The 18,449-nt window shown below is 65.8% G+C and carries 1 protein-coding gene (only partly in view); it reads right to left on the bottom strand.

Annotated elements, in window-relative coordinates; all coding sequences use genetic code 11:
- A protein-coding gene (locus tag J3S28_RS10725) for a non-ribosomal peptide synthase/polyketide synthase (protein ID WP_237341360.1) crosses the window boundary here: on the bottom strand, positions 1–18,344 show its 5' portion. The gene continues 15,559 nt to the left of window position 1, outside the view; only the first 18,344 of its 33,903 coding nucleotides appear in the window; the start codon lies at positions 18,342–18,344; its stop codon lies beyond the left edge, outside the window.
- Positions 18,345–18,449: the final 105 nt, after the last annotated feature.

Below are 18,449 nucleotides of genomic sequence, written 5' to 3' on the forward strand. Positions count from 1 at the left end.
GTTCGTAGCGATTCGTGCCGCTCTGCCACATCGCCGATCGCCGATCGCAGCGCCGCCACGTCCAGCTCACCCGACAATCGCAGGGGCAACGGCAGGTTGTACGCGGGCGAAGAGGTGTCGAACTGATTGATGAACCACATCCGGGCCTGGGCCAGCGACAGCGGAATCCGTTCGGGGCGCTCGGCACGTACCAGCGGAAGGCGGACACGACTTCCGCTCGCACGGCTCATCGTCAGTCCTGCGAGTTCGGCCACCGTCGGATGATCGAAGACGTCGCGAACGGTGATCTCCGTACCCAATGCCGCCGACACGCGGGCTGCGACGCGGGTTGCACCCAGCGACGTCCCGCCGATGTCGAAGAAGGAGTCGGTGGCACCGACGGAGGACGTCCTGGCGACCTCCGCGTACACCTCCGCGACAGCCTGCTCCGCCGCCGTACGAGGTTCCACGTGATCTCGGCCACCACCTGCCGATTCCGGCCGCGGAAGTGCCGCGCGATCGAGCTTTCCGTTGACCGTCAGCGGCAGTGCGTCCAGGAACACCACCACATCCGGCACCATGTACTTGGTCAGGAAGTCTCCGACGGCACTGCGGATCTCCGACGCGACGAGTTCGGCGCCGAAGGTGGGCACGACGTACGCGACGAGACGGTCCTCCCCGGGGTGTTCCGAATCCTGGGCACTGTCGACCAACGCAACCGCCGAGGCCACTCCGTCGACACGCAGCAAGGCCGATTCGACTTCGCCGAGTTCTACTCGGAATCCCCGCAATTGAACCTGGGAGTCACTACGGCCGAGGTATTCGAGTTCACCACGAGAGTTCCACCGAGCGATGTCGCCCGACCTGTACAAGCGAGTGCCGGGAGCACCGAACGGGTCGGCGACGAAGCGTTGTGAGGTCAGATCGGCGCGGTCGAGATAGCCGCGCGTGAGCTGTACGCCGGAGACGTAGAGGTCGCCGGCCACTCCGGCAGATACCGGATGGAGTCTGCCGTCGAGGACGTGCACGCGCAATCCCGCTATCGCATCGCCGACCACCGATGAGGTGGCCGCCGCGGCGAACTCGCGATCGAGACGGATCCTGGTGACGTGCACCGTCGTCTCGGTTATGCCGTACATGTTCACCAGAACCGGCTGTGAGTCGCCGTGCCTGGCGAACCAGCGGTCCAGCTGTCCGAGATCGAGTGCCTCGCCACCGAAGATGACGTAACGCAACGACAACCCCTCGGAGCCCTGGACCCGATCCGCCTCGGCCAATTGGTAGAAGGCAGAGGGCGTCTGGTTGAGGACGGTGACCCGTTCGCGTACGAGAAGTTCCCTGAACTCCCGCGGCGACCGCGAGGTTGCAAAGTCGACCATCACCAGTGCGCCACCGTAGAGCAGCGGTCCCCACAATTCCCATACCGAGAAGTCGAAGGCGTACGAGTGGAACATCGTCCACACGTCGTTCTCGTCGAAACCGAAGTCCGCCTCGGTGTTACGCATCAGGGCGACCACCGTCTCGTGTGGTACGACCACACCCTTCGGACGACCCGTGGACCCAGAGGTGTAGATGACGTACGCCGTGTTCTCGGACCGCAAGGGACCTGTTCGATGCTCTGGCAGCACAGTTGAGCCGCCGGCGGCCGCAAGCTCTTCGATCACGGCGGGATCGTCGAGCACGAGGTTCGGAGGCAGGTCGACCGGGAGGGCGGCGCGGTGTCCCTCGGTGGTCACGAGGACGGTCGGCGCTGCGTCCTCGAAGATGAACTGCAGGCGTTCACGCGGGTGACTGGTGTCGATCGGCAGGTACCCGCCACCGGCTTTGAGCACCGCAAGCAGAGCGACGACGAGGTCGGCGTTCTTGTCGAGCGCGATGGCGACCAGCTTCTCTGGTCCGACGCCCCTCGCGATGAGCAACCGGGCCAACCTGTTCACGCGGTCGTCGAGTTCTGCGTACGTCAGTACCGATCGCCCGTCGACCAGCGCGCGGTTTTCCGGCGCCAGCGCAACCCGCTCATCGAACAACTCGACCAATGTCGACGGACCGGCAGGACCCTGTCCCGACTCGGCGATGACCGAGGCGAGCATCCCTGCGAACTGGTCTGCGAAGCCTTCTGCGGATTCACCCTCGAGGAGTCCCGGCAACAGGGTCGACAAGGCGACCGTGACGGCAGCTTCCGGGCCTACCCCGACTGCGGCCAGCGTCACGACCAGCTCGGTCGACTTCGCGTGCAAGGCACCGTAGGTGACGTCGGTTCCGTTGTGGGAAAGCGCTATTCCGTCCGGGTTGATCCGCGCGGCGGTCTCCAGCAACTCCGAGAGCGACTTGCCCTGCAGGTCCTGCAGGGCTGACCCGAATCCTTCGACCTCACCGGCACTCGGGGCGACGCCCGCCGAGCGCCGCTCCGACTCGGTCAAGATGTCGATGTCTCCGACGACCACGTTCGGGTCCTCGGCGATCGCCGTCACCACGGCGAGGAAGCGTTCGGCCATCGCCGCGACCGTCGACTCGTCGAAGATGTCGACGGCGTAGTCGAGTATCGCGTCGATACCCCGCCCCCGACCGTCGGCACCGAACGACTCCGAGACGGTCAGTCCCAGATCCGATTTCACGTATCGAATCGGAGACTCGAGACCGCTGACCTCGAGTCCTGGCAACGTCACGGTCGGGATGTCGATGTTCTGCATCGTCAACATCGCCTGCACCAGGGGTGCGTACTTGCGGGAACGAACCGGCGCGACGGCTTCTACCACCTGCTCGAACGGCAACTCCGAATTGTTGAAGGCCGCGAGATCGGCCGCCTTGGTGGCCGCGAGGGTATCGAGGAACGAATCCGACGGTTGTACCTGCGCCCTCAGCACGAGGGTGTTGACGAACATGCCGACCAAACCTTCGACCGCGGTGGCGTTTCGCCCGGCAGTCGGAGTTCCGACCGCCACGTCCGTCGAACCGCTCAACCTGGCGAGCAGTATCGAGTACGCAGCGTGGATCACCATGAACATGGTGGTCTCGTTCTCGCGGGCAACGGCGTGCAACCGCGCCTGCAGCTCCTCGCCGATGGTGAAGGACACCTCGCCGCCTGCCACCGACCGCTTCTCGGTGCGAGGCCGGTCGGTCGGGATGTCCAGTAGCTCCGGCAGGCCCGAGAGGTGTTCGCGCCAGAACGAGATCTGCCGGGCAGCAAGAGAATCCGGATCGTCTTCGGATCCCATCACGGCACGCTGCCAGATGGCGTAGTCCGCGTACTGCACACTCAGCGGTCGCTGAACCGGCGCGACACCTGCGGCCCGAGCCGTGTAGGCGGCCATGAGGTCGGTCGCGAGTGGTACCAGAGATGAACCGTCCGCAGCGATGTGATGGATCACGAGCAGCACCACATGGTCCTGGGGCGACACTTCCAGCAACATCGCACGCAAAGGCGGCGCGCCGGTGACGTCGAAGCCCTCGGTCGCGAGCTCGACACACAGATCGAGCAGCTCTTGCTCGGAAGCCACTGCTCGCGTGGTCAACTGCGGAACGGCCTCCGCGACCGGCAGCACCTTTTGGTAAGGGCCCTGGACCGAATCCGGATACACCGTTCGCAGGATCTCCTGACGGTCGATGACGTCCATCAACGCCGCTGCGAGCGCTTCTTCGTCGAGATCTCCGCGAAGACGCAATCCCAGCGGGATGTTGTAGTCGGCGGCGTCGGGGTTGAGCCGGTTCACGAACCACATGCGTTGCTGCGCCAGCGACAGCGGGATGCGGTCCGGCCTGGGCTGCGGGGTCAACGGACGCACGGCCACGCCGTCAAGATCCGGCGAGGACGCGATGGCCTCCGCCAAATCCGCCACGACAGGGGCCTCGAACAGGATTCGGACGCCCAGGCGGATACCGAGAATCTCGTTGACCCGGGCGATCGCCCGAGTGGCCGCCAGTGAGTTGCCGCCGAGGTCGAAGAACGAGTCGTCTGCGCCGACCGAGTCGACTCCGAGAACGTCTGCGAACGCCACCGCGATCGCTTGCTCCATCGGCGTCGACGGGTCGCGGTGTTGCGTCGCCCCGCCCCGGAATTCCGGCTTCGGCAGGGCCCGCTTGTCCAGCTTTCCGACAGGTGTCAGCGGAACCTCGTCGAGGAAGACCATCGACGACGGCACCATGAACTTCGGCAGGAAGCCACCGGCGTAGTCCGCCAGGTCTCCTGCGTCCACCGTGCTGCCCGGTTTCGCCTTCACGTACGCCGCCAAGGCGGTGTCACCGGTAGGGCCCTCGACCCCGATCGTCACTGCGAAGTCGATCGCCGGATGCCCGACCAGAACCGCGTCGATCTCGCCGAGTTCGATGCGGAAGCCGCGAACCTTGACCTGCTGATCCGAACGACCGAGATAGGCCACCTCGTAAGCCGTGCGTCCATCAGGTTTGCCGACCTCGACCCATCGCACCACATCACCGGTCCGGTACATCCGTTCACCGGTCGAGTAAGGGTTCGCGACGAATCGGTGCGACGTCAGATCCGGCCGGCCCCGGTATGCACGAGAGACACCCGGACCGCTGATGTAGAGCTCACCCGGAACACCTGCCGGAACCGCACGCAAGCGGCTGTCGAGCACCAGCGCGCTGACCCCGGCGATCGGCCCACCGATGGTGATGGGCTCCCCGGGCACCATCGGATCGCTGATGTTGGTCATGATGGTCGTCTCGGTGGGTCCGTAGCCGTTGTAGAGTCGACGGCCCGGTGCCCAGCGCGCGACCAGATCCGCAGGCACCGCCTCGCCCCCGACCGAGACGTCCGAGAACGACGGAAGCCCCTCGGGGTCAACCGATGCCAGGGCCGCCGGGGTGATGAACGCATGCGTGACCGCGTTCTCCGCCAGCAACTCATGGAGTTCCGTTCCGCCGTAGACACCGGGCGGAACGATGATCATGGTTGCGCCCGGGCCCGTTGCCAGCAGCAGTTCCAGTACCGACGCGTCGAAACTCGGCGAGGCGAAATGCAGAGTCCGCGAGTGACTGTCCGTTCCGTATCGGCGACGCTGCTCCTCACTGAAGGCAGCAAGACCACCGTGGGTCACCTCGACGCCCTTGGGCTTACCCGTGGTCCCCGAGGTGTAGATGATGTACGCGCAGTTCGACGTTCGCACCGGGCCGCGGCGCTCCGCCGGGTCGATCCGGCCGCCGGGATGCCGGTGCAAACCCGGGTCATCGATGTCGAGCCACTCCACGGTGCCGGGCAGCAGCACCGCATCGACCCGGCGGGTGAGGCCGATCGTGGCGCCCGAGTCGACCAGCATATGAGCCACACGGTCGGCCGGATAGTTGGGATCGACAGGTACGAAGGCGGCGCCGGAGCGGACCACAGCCCACACCGCGAGCACCGATTCGATGCTGCGGGTGATGCCGAGCGCGACCACGTCCTCGGGGCCGAGGCCACGCGAGATCAGTTCTCGGGCAAGCCTGTTGGACCTCTCGTCCAACTCCCGGTAGGTCATGTTCAGGCTGCCGCATACGAGTGCGATGCCTGCGGGATCCATCATCGCGGCGCGCTCGAGCAACTCGATCAGGGTCGCAGGCGGGGCCGGTTGCACGCCTCGGACCGGAACGAGCTCTGCCAACGCCCGTTCGTCGAGAAGTGGGATCTCACCGATGATCGCACCGCTGTCGGCGACCATGCCCTCCAAGACGCGGATCAGCCGCTCGGCGAGCGCCTGCGCGGTCGATCGATCGAAGATGTCGGTGGCGTAACCGAGGAAGCCCGCCAGTCCTGCGGGCTGTCCATCCGCATCCCATTGCTCGGTGAACTCGAAGGCCAGATCGAACTTACTGAACTCGGTGTCGACCGCGCCCGGCGTCACCGAGAGTCCCTCGACGTCGAGGATGGGCCGCGACGTGTTGTTCAGGCCGAGGATGACCTGGATCAGCGGAGTGTGCGCGGTCGACCGGTGCACGGTGAGGGCGTCGACGATCTGCTCGAACGGGACGTCGCTGTGCTCGAACGCGTCGAGATCGCGCGCCCGAACAGCGGCCAGGAATTCGGCGACCGTGTTCGCCAGGGGCACCTCGGTCCGCAGGACGAGAGTGTTCACGAACATTCCGACCAGTGCATCGAGCTCGGGCGCACCGCGTCCGCCGATCGGAGTGCCCACCGCGACATCGTTCTCCGCGCCGGAGCGGGCCAGTGTCAAGGCCAGCGCTGCATGGAACACCATGAAGTTGGAGAGACCGTTGGCCCCTGCCAGGTCCACCACCTTCTGGTGGAGTTCTGCCGGGACGAAGAACATGTGGCTCGCGCCGACCCCGCTGCGCACGTTGGTGCGCGGCCGGTCGGTCGGCAGGCCGATGACCTCCGGCAGATCGACGAGGTTTCGTCGCCAGAAGGCCAGCTGCACACCGGCGAGACTGTCCGGCCGAGCTCCCTCCCCGAAGTTCTGCTGTTGCCAGATGGCGAAGTCCGCGTACTGGACCTGCAGTGGTGCCCACTGGGGTTCACGGCCGTCGCGGCGCGCCTGGTACGCCGTCAGGAGGTCGGTGGCCAGCGGACGCATCGACAATCCATCAGACGCGATGTGGTGGACCACGATCACCAGAAGGTGTTCATCCGGGCCGTCTGCTGTCGGCACCTCCGGCTCGATTCGCCAGAGAGCCGACCTGAACGGGACGGTCGAGGTGACGTCGAATCCGATTCTGGAGAACGCCTGCAGTCGTTCCCACACCTGCGCCTGCGGAATCGAGTCGAGACGCAGCGGTGGCAACGCGTCCATGATCGGCACCACGACCTGCTCGGGGCCTGCCGACGATTCCGGATAGATCGTTCTGATGACCTGCTGGCGTTCCACCAGGTCGACGACAGCGGCTCCGAGAGCTTCGACATCGAGTTCACCGGTGAGCAACAGCGTCATCGGGATGTTGTACGCCCCGGATTCCGGGTCGTACCGGTTGATGAACCACAGCCGCTGCTGAGCCAGCGACAACGGGATACGTTCGGGCGCCGGGCCGGTCGGCTTCACGAAGCGCGCAGGCGTGACGGCCGACTCTCCTCCGCTGGTACGTCGCTGCTCGACCACCGCCGCCAGTTCGGCGGGCGACTGCTTCTCGAAGACGTCCCTCAACGCCACCGTGGTGCCCAGAGCATCGGAAAGCCGGTTCGCAAGGCGTGCCGCGCTGAGCGAGTTGCCGCCCTGCTCGAAGAACGAGGACGTGACGCTGATCCTGTCGACGCCGACGGCATCCGCGAACACCCCCGCGACAATCTCTTCGAGCGGGGTACGGGGTGCGACGAACTCCTCGACCTGACTCTGACCGAATTCCGGTGCGGGCAGGGCTTTTCGGTCGACCTTGCCGTTCGCATTCAGTGGCAGCAGCGGCAGGATCACGATGGCCTCTGGAACCATGTAATCAGGGAGCGACCGCGACAATGCTGCGCGGATCTCCCCCTGGTCCAGATCTTCGGCGCCCGCCACGTGCGCGGCCAATCGACGATCGGACGACTCGCCATGAGCCGACACGACGGCCTGCCGGATGCCTTCGATCGCCGTCAGCGCAGCTTCGATCTCACCGAGTTCGATGCGCAGACCGCGGACCTTGACCTGAAAGTCGCTGCGGCCGATGAACTGGCCGTTGCCGTGAGGTAGCCGACGGACGAGATCTCCGGTCCGGTACATCCGACCGCCGGTGCTGCTGCCCGGGTCCGCCACGAACCGTGCTGCGGTGAGGCCGAACATCCCCCCGTACCCGCGTGCAGGTGCGATCCCGCCGATATAGAGCTCGCCGACCACGCCCACCGGAACCGGACGCAGTCGCGCGTCGAGGATCTTGTAGGTCACATTCGGGATCGGCAGTCCGAGTGGGATCGGACCGATGTCTTGCACCTGCCCCGGCTCGTTGGGTTGGTGGTCGGACATCTCCAGCAACGTCGCAGAACTGGTCGCGGCAGCTTCGGTGGGACCGTAGGCCGCCATCAGCCGAACCGGAGAGCCCAGCAGAGTCCGGTAGGCCCGGGGTAGCAGGGCTTCGCCACCGGCGACCACTGTCGTCACCTGGGGAATGACGGCGTCGGCATCCAATTCGACAAGCAGCTCCAGCGCACTCGGCGCGAGGTTGAGAAGCGAGATCCGTTCGGACTTCAGGATCCCGAGGATCTCCTCGGGATCGAAACCTTCTCGTGCCAAACGGATCACGCCACCGACCCGCAGCGCGGTCCAGATGTTCTTCTGTGTCAGGTCGAAACGCGGCGATGAGGCAACCAGGACCGCGTCACCGTCACCGAAGTCGATCTGCTCGCGGTACCAGTTCCACATGTTCAGCAGACCCGCGGCAGGGACCAGGGTTGGTTTGGGTCGTCCGGTCGATCCGGAGGTGGTGATCACGTACGCGAGCCGATCGGCTGCGCCCGGTTCCACCCACCGGTCCGGCAATCCGGTGGCGTCGATCTCGCCCAGGCGATCATCGGTGCCGGGCTCCCCGAGTTCGATCAGCAGGGCCCCGACACCGGTGAGACCGGTACGGAATTCGTCTGTCACAGCAGCATGACTCGCCACGACCACGGTGGCGCCGGTGTCGGCGACGACCGCCACCGCTCGCTCTGCCGGTGCGCCTGGATCGAGCGGCAGGTACGAAGCCCCCGCCTTCCATGCCGCGAGCATTCCGACCACCCAGTTCACGGACCGGGGCGTCAGCAGTCCCACGACGTCGTCGGGACCGACGCCATGCGACATCAGTTCTCGCGCGAGCCGGTTCGCGGCCTGATCGAGTTCGAGCCGACTCAATGCCGTCTCGGGACCGCGGACCGCCACAGCTCCCGGCTTCTCCCGGACCCGCGTGGCCCACTCGGACAGCGGGGTCTGGGTTGTCGCCGATTCGACCTGCAGTGGCACGTCACCGGCCGGGGCGCGGTAGTCCGCGAGGTCACGGTCGCCGACGAGCGTTGCGGCGGCGGCGATCACGTTGTCGAGGGCGTTGGCGAAGCCTTCGGGTGCCAGCATGATGGTCGGAACCAGGCCGGTGAGCACCACCGAGGCGATGGCGTCGGCATCCATCCCGCGCTCGGTCAGTGGCCCGGAGAGCTGGGCGAAGCGATCGTTGAATTCGCGATAGGTCACCCGGGTGCCGTCGTGGTCGATCGCGATCGCATCCGGATCGATGTCGACGGCAGCTGCCAGCAAGGCAGCGAGATCGCGCGCTGTGTACACCTTCGGTGCCTGCACCGGAGCAGCACCGTGGGCACTGTCCTCGAGCCGCTCCGTGGCGGTGCGAATATCGATGTCGCCCACGACCGAAGACGGATCATCGGCGACTGCCTCGGCGAGCAGCAACAGCCGGGCGGAGATGGCCTCCACCGTCGGCCGGTCGAAGACGTCCGTCGCGAAGGTGAGGCGTCCGATCAACGCCCTGTCACCACTCGAGTCGGTGGTGTCATCCAGCGTGATCGTGAGATCGAACTTCGCCCCGGTGGCCATGTCGTCGATGACCCCGACGCTCAGGCCTGGCAGGTCCACCCGGGCCGTCTCGTTGTTCTCGAACGACAGCAACACCTGAAAGAGCGGCGAATGGGACGTCTGCCGGCGCGGGACGAGCTCGCCCACAACACTTTCGAACGGTATGTCGTCGTTGGCGAACGCGTCGAGGTCTGCCGCACGTACTCGATCGAGCAGGTCACCGAAGACGTCATCAGGGTTGACCTCGGTGCGCAGGACGACGGTGTTGACGAACATGCCGACCAGTTCTTCGAGGTCCGCGTGGTCGCGGCCGCCCACGGGCGTACCGACCGTGATGTCGGTGGAATTGGACAACCGCGAAAGCAACGTGGCCACCAGCGCATGCACGACCATGAAGAGCGATGCCTGGTTGCGCTGCGCGAGTTCGTCGAGCGCCGCGACCACCCGATGCGGGATCTCCAGCGGCACGGCGTCGCCCTGCATGGTCCGGCGAGCCGGCCGGGAGCGGTCGAGCGGCAGTTCGAGTACCTCCGGCACTCCGGCCAGTCGACCCCGCCAGAAGTCCAGTTGACCGGCCGCTGTCGATGTCGGATCGTCCGGCGACCCCAGGACGCGGCGCTGCCACTGTGCGAAGTCGGTGTACTGCACGGGGAGTTGTTCGAACTCCGGTGTGCCACCGGCCGTCCTCGCCAGATACGAGGTCACCAGATCGCGCGCCAGCGGAGCCATCGACGCTCCGTCGGCGACGATGTGGTGCACGGTGACCAGCAAGAGGTGCTCGGCACCCGAACGCAGCAGCACTCCACGAACCGGAGGGACGTCGCCGGACGGGCCACCGGTGACGTCGAAGCCATCCTTCGCGAATCGCAGCGCGGACGAGCGCATCTCGTCGATGTCGGCGACATCGACGACCGGAAGGTCGATCGACACCTCTGCGGCGGGGATCACCCGCTGATACGGGCCGTCGGCACTGTCCGGGAACACCGTTCGCAACGATTGCTGGCGGGTCACCACATCGGCGACCGCCGTCCGCAGGGCATCGACGTCGACGTTGCCTGACATCGTCAACGGCAAGACGATGTTGTAGGCGGCGGACTCAGGGTCCAATCGGTTCAGCAGCCACATCGATTGCTGGGCCAGCGACAGCGGTGGACGCTCCCCCGCGACCCCACCCACGAGGTCAGGCATTGCGGTAGCGCTCGGTCCCGAATCCAGTTGTGCTGCCAGCGACTCCACCGTCGGGTTCTCGAAGATCTCTCGGACCGCGACCCGTCGACCCACCAGCGCAGATATCCTCGCGACAGCCTTGGTGGCCACCAGCGAGTTCCCACCAAGATCGAAGAACGAGTCGGTGACCCCGATCGACGGTAGTCCGAGCACCTCCGCCAGCACCTCGGCCAGGACTCGTTCTGTTTCGGTCGACGGCTCGGTCCCGCCGCCGGCCAGCGATTCCAGATCCGCGGAAGGCAGCGCGCCTCGGTCGAGTTTGCCCGAACGGGTCAGCGGGATCTCGTCGAGGAAGACAACGGCTCCCGGCACCATGTGGGACGGCAGCCGGGTGCCGACGAAATCACGAACGGTTTTGGCGTCGAGTGGCCTCGACGCAAGTACATGCGCGACCAGGGCGGTCGCGCCCGATGGCAGCGTCGCGCCGGATGTCGAGGCGAACTCGATGTCCGGATGCGCCGCGAGAGCTGCGTCGATCTCACCGAGTTCGATGCGAAAACCGCGGACCTTGACCTGAAAGTCGCTGCGGCCGATGTACTTGATCTCGAGGCGCTCTCCTCGCCTTTCCCAGCGGACGACGTCGCCGGTTCGATACATCCGGTCACCGGGGGTGCCGTGGGGGTTCGCGATGAAACGCTCAGCGGTCAGTCCAGGACGTTCGTTGTAACCGCGAGCCATGGCCGGGCCGCTGAGGTATAACTCGCCCGTCACACCCACTGGTACCGGCTGTAGTCGATGGTCGAGGACAAGCGAGGTGAGTCCTCGGACCGGCGACCCGATCGTGATGTCGTCACCTGGCTGCATGGGACCGGCAATATCCGCGAAACAGGTTGTCTCGGTTGGCCCATACCCGTTGAACATCCGGCGCCCCGGAGCCCACCGATCCACCAGTTCCGGCGGGCACGCCTCACCGCCGACCACCACGGACTCGAGCTTCTCGAGACCCGAGGGATCCACCGACGCCAATGCGGCGGGCGTGATGAACCCGTGTGTGACGCCGAACTCGGCGAGGAAGTCGTGAAGTTCTTCGCCGCCGTAGACCTCGGTCGGCGCGATGACCATCGTCGAACCGTTGGCCAGAGCCAGCAGCACCTCGAGGACGGACGCGTCGAAACTCGGCGACGCGAAGTGCAGGGTTCGCGAGTCCTGCTTCAGGACGAACCGGTCGGATTGCTCACGCGTGAGATTGGCGAGCCCACCGTGGGTCACGGTCACGCCCTTCGGCAGTCCCGTGGTTCCGGAGGTGTAGATCATGTACGCCGTGTTGGACACTCGGATCGGTGCGCGTCGATCGTCGTCGGTCAGACGAGCTGACGAATACGATCCCACCGTCTCAGCGGTCTGGGCGAAATCGAGTTCGAGCCACTCGATCAGCGTCGGCCGATCCTGTCGCCAGCGCGAGGTCGACAGGCCGAAGACTGCAGCTGAGTCCCGCAGCATGTGTTCGATGCGTTCGACCGGGTAACGCATGTCCACCGGCAGGTAGCCCGCGCCGGTCTTGGCCACTGCCCAGAGACCGACCATGAACTCGATCGACCGTCCCATGCCGAGCGCAACGATCTGCTCTGGTCCTATGCCGCGCGCGATGAGAAGGCGGGCCAGGGCGTTGGACCGCTCGTCGAGCTCGCGATAGGTGATGGAACCGGCGGGCGAGACGGCAGCGTCGCGATCGGCCGCCTGGTCCACGGCCGCCGCCAGCAACTCCGGCAACGTCGCCGAGTCGAGGTCGTCGCTACCGGCCTGACCGAGGACTTCCGCCCGTTCCGTGGCGGTGAGGACGTCCACGTCTCCCACGCGCAGCGCCGCGTCCGACGAGATGAGCTCCAGCACCCGAACCATCATGTGCAGAAGTGATTCCGCGCGTTCATGATCGACGATTCCGGGCAGGTATTTGGCCGACAACCGCAGCACGGGATCGGTCACGGCGATCAGGGTGAGCGGATAGTGGGTGGCGTCGAGGACGTCCGCGTGATCAACCCGTAGGCCATCGATGTCTGCGGCGGCGCTCAGCGCGCTGCGGTCCAACGGGTACGACTCGTAGACCAGCATCGTGTCGAACAGCGAGTCGACGTCCGTGGCGGCGGTGATGTCCGCCAGACCCACGGAGTGGTGATCGAGCAGTGCGGTCTGCCGACCGGAGATCTCGGAGACCAGGCTCGCCAGCTCATCACCGGGATCGAGCACGACTCGCACCGGCAACGTGTTGATGAACAGTCCGAGCATCGACTCGATGCCGGGCACCTGCGGCGGTCGTCCGGACACGGTGGTGCCGAAGACCACGTCGTTGCTACCGGTCAGCCGCGACAACACGAGCGCCCATGCGGTCTGCAGGACGGTATTCAGGGTGACGCCCGATTCACGGACGTAGTCGGTGATCCCCGACATCAGGTCATCGGCCACGACGACCTCGATCTGCCGCGGTACCTGTCCCCTGCCGTGGGCCTCCGTACCTGGGAAGAGCAGTGTCGGTTCTTCGACCCCGTCGAGCGCAGCTTTCCATGCGTCGAGCGACTGCTGCGCAGACTGCGCGTGCAGCCAGGTCAGATAGCTCCGGTACGGGCTCGGCGCAGTCAAGGAGCTCGCGTCTGCTCCGGCACGGTAGAGACCGAGGAGGTCGCTCATGAAGATCGGCAACGACCAACCGTCGAGCAGGATGTGATGGTTGGTGATCACAAACCGATAGGAAGAGTCGCCGCGCTTGATCATCGTGAATCTGATCAGGGGCGCCCGGTCCATCGCGAAGGGCAGAAGCCGTTCGTCCTGGGTGAGTTCGGACACCGCGACCTCTTGTGCGCCCGGCTCCAGATCGGTCAGGTCGTGGTCGGTCCACGGGGTCTGCACAGACGCCGGGATCACCGCCACCGCACTACCGGACGAGTCCGTGAAAAAGGCGCTTCGCAAATTGGGGTGCCTGGCGATCAGCGCCTCCGCGCTGCGCCGCATCCGTTCCGGGTCGAGCCCACTCAGATCGAGGACCATCTGTGCTGCATAGACATCGACGTCACCGGCGGCGAGTTCGGCGTGGAACAGCAATCCGTTCTGCAACGGCGTCAGCGGCCACACGTCGGCGATGTCGTCGAAGCGTGCCTCGAGCTCCTCGATCTGGGGCTGCTCCAGATTGACCAGGTCGAGATCCGAGGGAGTCAGTCCACCGGCACCGGCCGATACCGCATGCAGCGCGATGGACTCGAGGGCCCGTTGCCACAATTCGATGAGCTCGTCGACCTGCTCGTCGTCGACGACCCCCGCGGGATAGTCGATTCCGGCCGACAATTGCGGTCCGCCGGGCGATTCGGTGACGACCGCATTGATGTCGAGCGCTGTGCGCACGGGTACGTGAGCTCCGCGAGTTCCCCGCAGGGCACTTTCCCCGTCCGGAACCCAGGGGCCCGACACACCGGACCCGGCGAGGCGCCCGAGGTAATTGAATGTGATGACCGGCTCGGGATACGACGAAAGTGCCGCGGCGCCTTCGGTACTGAGGTAACGAAGCAATCCGTAGCCGACACCTCGCCGGGGAACCGCAGCCAGTTGCTCCTTGACGGACTTGACCAGATCGCCTGCTGCCTTACCACCGGCGAGCGCATCATCGACGTCGATCCCCGCTGTGCGCAGAGCAACCGGGTACATCGTGGTGAACCAACCGACGGTGCGCGACAGGTCCGCACCCGGGAGCAACTCCTCTTCCCGGCCGTGTGCCTCGAGGGTGACGACCACGGAATCGGCCGATGCGCCCCTGGACCGCAGCCAGTGGGTGGTCGCGAGTGTGAGCGCAGCGAGCAGACCGTCGTTGACGCCCCCATGGAACGCCTGCGGCACGCGGGTGAGGAGCGTGTCTGTCAGGCTCGTGGAGAGGGTGAGTTCCCGATGCCGCAGGGTCGACACCACATCGCGGCCACGGTCGAGGGTGAGCGTGGAATCGTCGACCGCGGCCAACGTCGATCGCCAATGATCCAGCTCATGGAGGACACGTCGATCAGCAGCGAGTTCGTTCAGTCCCCGGGCCCACCGGCGCATCGAGGTCCCCACTGCCGGCAGCGCGGGCTCCTCACCTGCTGCGAGCTGCGCCCACACCATCGCCAGGTCGGGCAGCAGGATCCGCCAGGACACTCCGTCCACAGCGAGGTGGTGGAGGACGAACAGCAACCGTCGAGAAGCCTGGGGCTCGCCGGTCGAATCCACCACCGTCACGCTCATGACCCGGCCCGTAGCCGGATCCATTGCCGCCGTGGCACTTTCAGCGAGAGCGGTCAGCTGCTCGTCGAATCCTGCAGTACCCGGGACGGCCGACACGCTTCGTTCGACGATGTCGACCGTCGGGGCCTCGGCCACCGGGACGACAACGTGCTCGGGGCGGCCGTCGCCGCCGATGTACAGCCGAGAACGCAGCACGTCGTGATGCGCAACGACCGCGGCAACCGTGCGTCGCAGCAGTTCCATGTCGAAGGGGGCCGGCGCAGGCACGACCACCGACTGTGAGTAGGGGCCAACCGAAGCCGGCACTTCCGACATCCACGCCACGATCGGCGTGACGTCGACAGATCCGGTACCGCCGCCAGGGAGCTCGTCGACCACCACCGTAGAACTCTCGTCGCTGGCCGCGGCGGCCAACTCGGCGATCGTCTTGCACTCGAACACATCTCGTGACGAGAAGTGGAAGCCCATGGCACGCGCCCGCGAGACGAGCTGGATCGACATGATGCTGTCGCCACCGAGGCCGAAGAAGGAATCGTCCAGGCCGACCTCGGGATGTCCCAGCAGATCACCGACGATGGTGGCGATCGCCCGTTCCACGTCGGTGGTCGGCGCCCTGAAAGCCACTGCATGAGCGGAGAAGTCGGGCTCAGGCAGTGCCTTGCGATCGACCTTTCCGCTGGGGCCCAGCGGCATCTGCGGCAACTCGACAACGGCGTCGGGAACCATGTACTCGGGCACGCGCGCCCGCACGATGTTCATCAACCGGGCGGTGTCGAGCGGCGTCCCGCCCCCCACGACATACGCGACCAGGCGTTGCCCGTGGGTGCTCTGGTGGACCACCACCACGGTCTCCCGGACCGCGTCGTCGGCCAGCACTGCCGACTCGATCTCGCCGAGTTCGATCCGCAGGCCCCGCACCTTCACCTGGAAGTCGCTGCGCCCCACATACTCCAGGGAACCCGCGGCGTTCCAGCGGACCAGGTCTCCGGTCCGGTACATCAGCGTTCCGGGCGGACCGAACACGCAGGGTACGAAGCGCTCCGCCGTCAGATCCGGCCTGCCGAAGTACCCTCGAGCCAACTGTGCGCCCGAGAGGTACAACTCCCCCACCGCGCCAACGACGCAGGGACGCAACTGGCGGTCGAGAACCCACGCGCGACAGTTCCATACCGGACGGCCGATCGGAACACCCTGCACAACCGTCGAATCGACTGGTGCGTAGGTGGCGTGCACAGTGAATTCGGTGGGCCCGTAAAGGTTCTCGATCCTGACCTCGGGTAGCGCCAGGCGGGCTTGGGTTGCAAGTTTCGCGGGGAAGGCCTCACCGGCCACGAGCAGCAGTCGCAGCGCGGCGGCGTCTCTCAGGCCTCCCGACCCGAGAAAGAGTTGCAGCATGGCCGGTACGAACGAGGTCGCGGTGACGCCCTCGTCGACCATGACCTGTTCCAGGTATTCGGGGTCGAGATGGCCATCCGGTTTCGCCACGACCATCCTGGAACCGACCGCCGGGGAGAACAACTCCCAGACCGACACGTCGAACGTGTTCGGGGTCTTCTGCAGAACGACATCGTTCGGGCCGATACCGTAATGTCCTGCGATCCACTCGAGTTGGTTGACCACCGCGCCGTGAGGCACGGCCACGCCCTTCGGCTTTCCGGTCGAACCGGACGTGAAGAGGACATACGCCAGCGTTTTCGGTGTCAGCGGACCGGAACGGTCCGCGTTGGTGATCTCGCCATCGGACATGTGGGAGAGATCCAAGGACTGCGGCGCGATGACGGGGACACCGGAGTCCGTGAACTGCTCGTGATCACCGGACGCCGCCAGTACACACGCCGGTTCGGCAGTCGCCAGGACGTCCGCGATCCGGGCGCTGGGATGGTCTGGATCAATCGGCACATAGGCGCCGCCGGCCTTGAGTACGGAGTACAACGCGACCATCATGTCCAGCGAACGCCGCAGCGCCACCCCGACCCGTACGTCTGGCCCGACACCGACCTCGATGAGGCGGCGGGCGAGACGATTGGTCCACGCGTCGAACTCGGCGAAGGACACCCGCCGCCCCGCGTCGACGATGGCGATCGCGTCAGGGGTCAGCGCCGCCTGGCGAGCCCACATCTGGGTGAGATCACCGGACTCGATCGGATGCTCGGTCGAGTTCCACTGCTCCATCGTGGCGGCGATCTCTGCGGGCGAGCCGAGGTTCAGAGAACCGACTGTGGTGTCGGGCCCGACGCGCAGCACCTGTCCGAGGAAGTCGATGAACCGGTCGTGGTGCCTGCGTAGTTCGTCATCGGAGTACGACTGCGGATTCGCCTCGAAGTCGACCCGCAAGTTGCTTCCGTGCACACCCGGATAGATGTTCATCGACAGGTCTTCCACCGGACCGGTGGTCAGCACGTGCGTGTGTCCTACGACGTCACCGAGATTGATCACCGGTTTGAACATCATGAGGTTCACCGACGGACCGAACAGGCCTCGCTGCCCGGTACCTTGCCCGATGTCCCGTCTCATGTCCTCGTGCCGGTACAGCTGCCGACGTAGGGCGCCGGTGAGCTCGGTCTGGACCGTACGGATGAGTTCGCCGATGCTCGTCCCGGGGGTGACGGTCAGGCGCAACGGCACGATGTTCGAGACCATTCCGCCCGCACGCCGGAGTTTGGCCGTATTTCGCGCCGATACCGGCAAACTCAGCACGATGTCTTCGCTGTCGGTCATCCGCGCCAGGTAGGCAGCGAACGCAGCGATGACCGCGGGCGCCGTGCTCCCAGCAGCCTCACGGGCGGCCTCGTCGAGGAGCTGTGCGGTGTCGTCCGGCAGGGTCACCGACGCCACCCGGGAGTAGTCGCCCGGCGCGGCGCGGTGTTGCGCGAGCGAAAGCGGGGCAGGCAGGTCGATGGTCCGTTGCGACCAATAGTCCCGATCTTTCCCGAACCGGTCGGAGTCGCGATAGCGGCGTTCCTCGGCGACCACTTCGGACAGCTCCGCACCCTTGCCGGGCGGGATGTCGGCGCCGGCGATCAGGGCGGTGTAGACCTCTGCGATACGGGTGACGGTGGCCATTGCCCCGAACCCGTCCAGTGCTATGTGGTGGGTGCGGATGTACCAGTAGTAGTGGTCGTCACCGAGGCGGATGAGGGTGCTGGTGGTGAGCCGATCCGACAACAGGTCCACATGAGCGCGGTACTCGTCGCGCATCCAGGCCTGAGCGGTGTGCTCGGGGTCTTGGGCGTCCGATACGTCGACAAGCGCGATGCTGTCGTCGATGGAACGGTCGACATATTGCAGGGGCAACGCATCCGTCTCGACGAGGCTCAGGTACCCCGAGCCCATCTCGCGGCCGACCATCTGAGACGCACGGGTGAGGGTATCGAGGTCGATGCTTCCGAACAGCTCGACGTATTGGGCGATATTGATCGCAACCTGTCCCAGACTCTGCTGGGCAAACCAAATCCCACGCTGCGCTGCCGACAGCTCGAATGAGTCGCCGGGCGCGTCTGCTGGTTCGTCGAAGCGGCCAGCACTCAAAATCTCGCGCTCCAATCTCGAACGACTGCTCGGCTCGGCCTCAAATCATGACGTTTGCGTGCTCCGACAAATGTATCGACCGAAGTCTTCATCGTTTACATTGTG

Origin of the sequence: Williamsia soli, assembly GCF_017377795.1 — a bacterium.
Classification (GTDB): domain Bacteria; phylum Actinomycetota; class Actinomycetes; order Mycobacteriales; family Mycobacteriaceae; genus Williamsia; species Williamsia soli.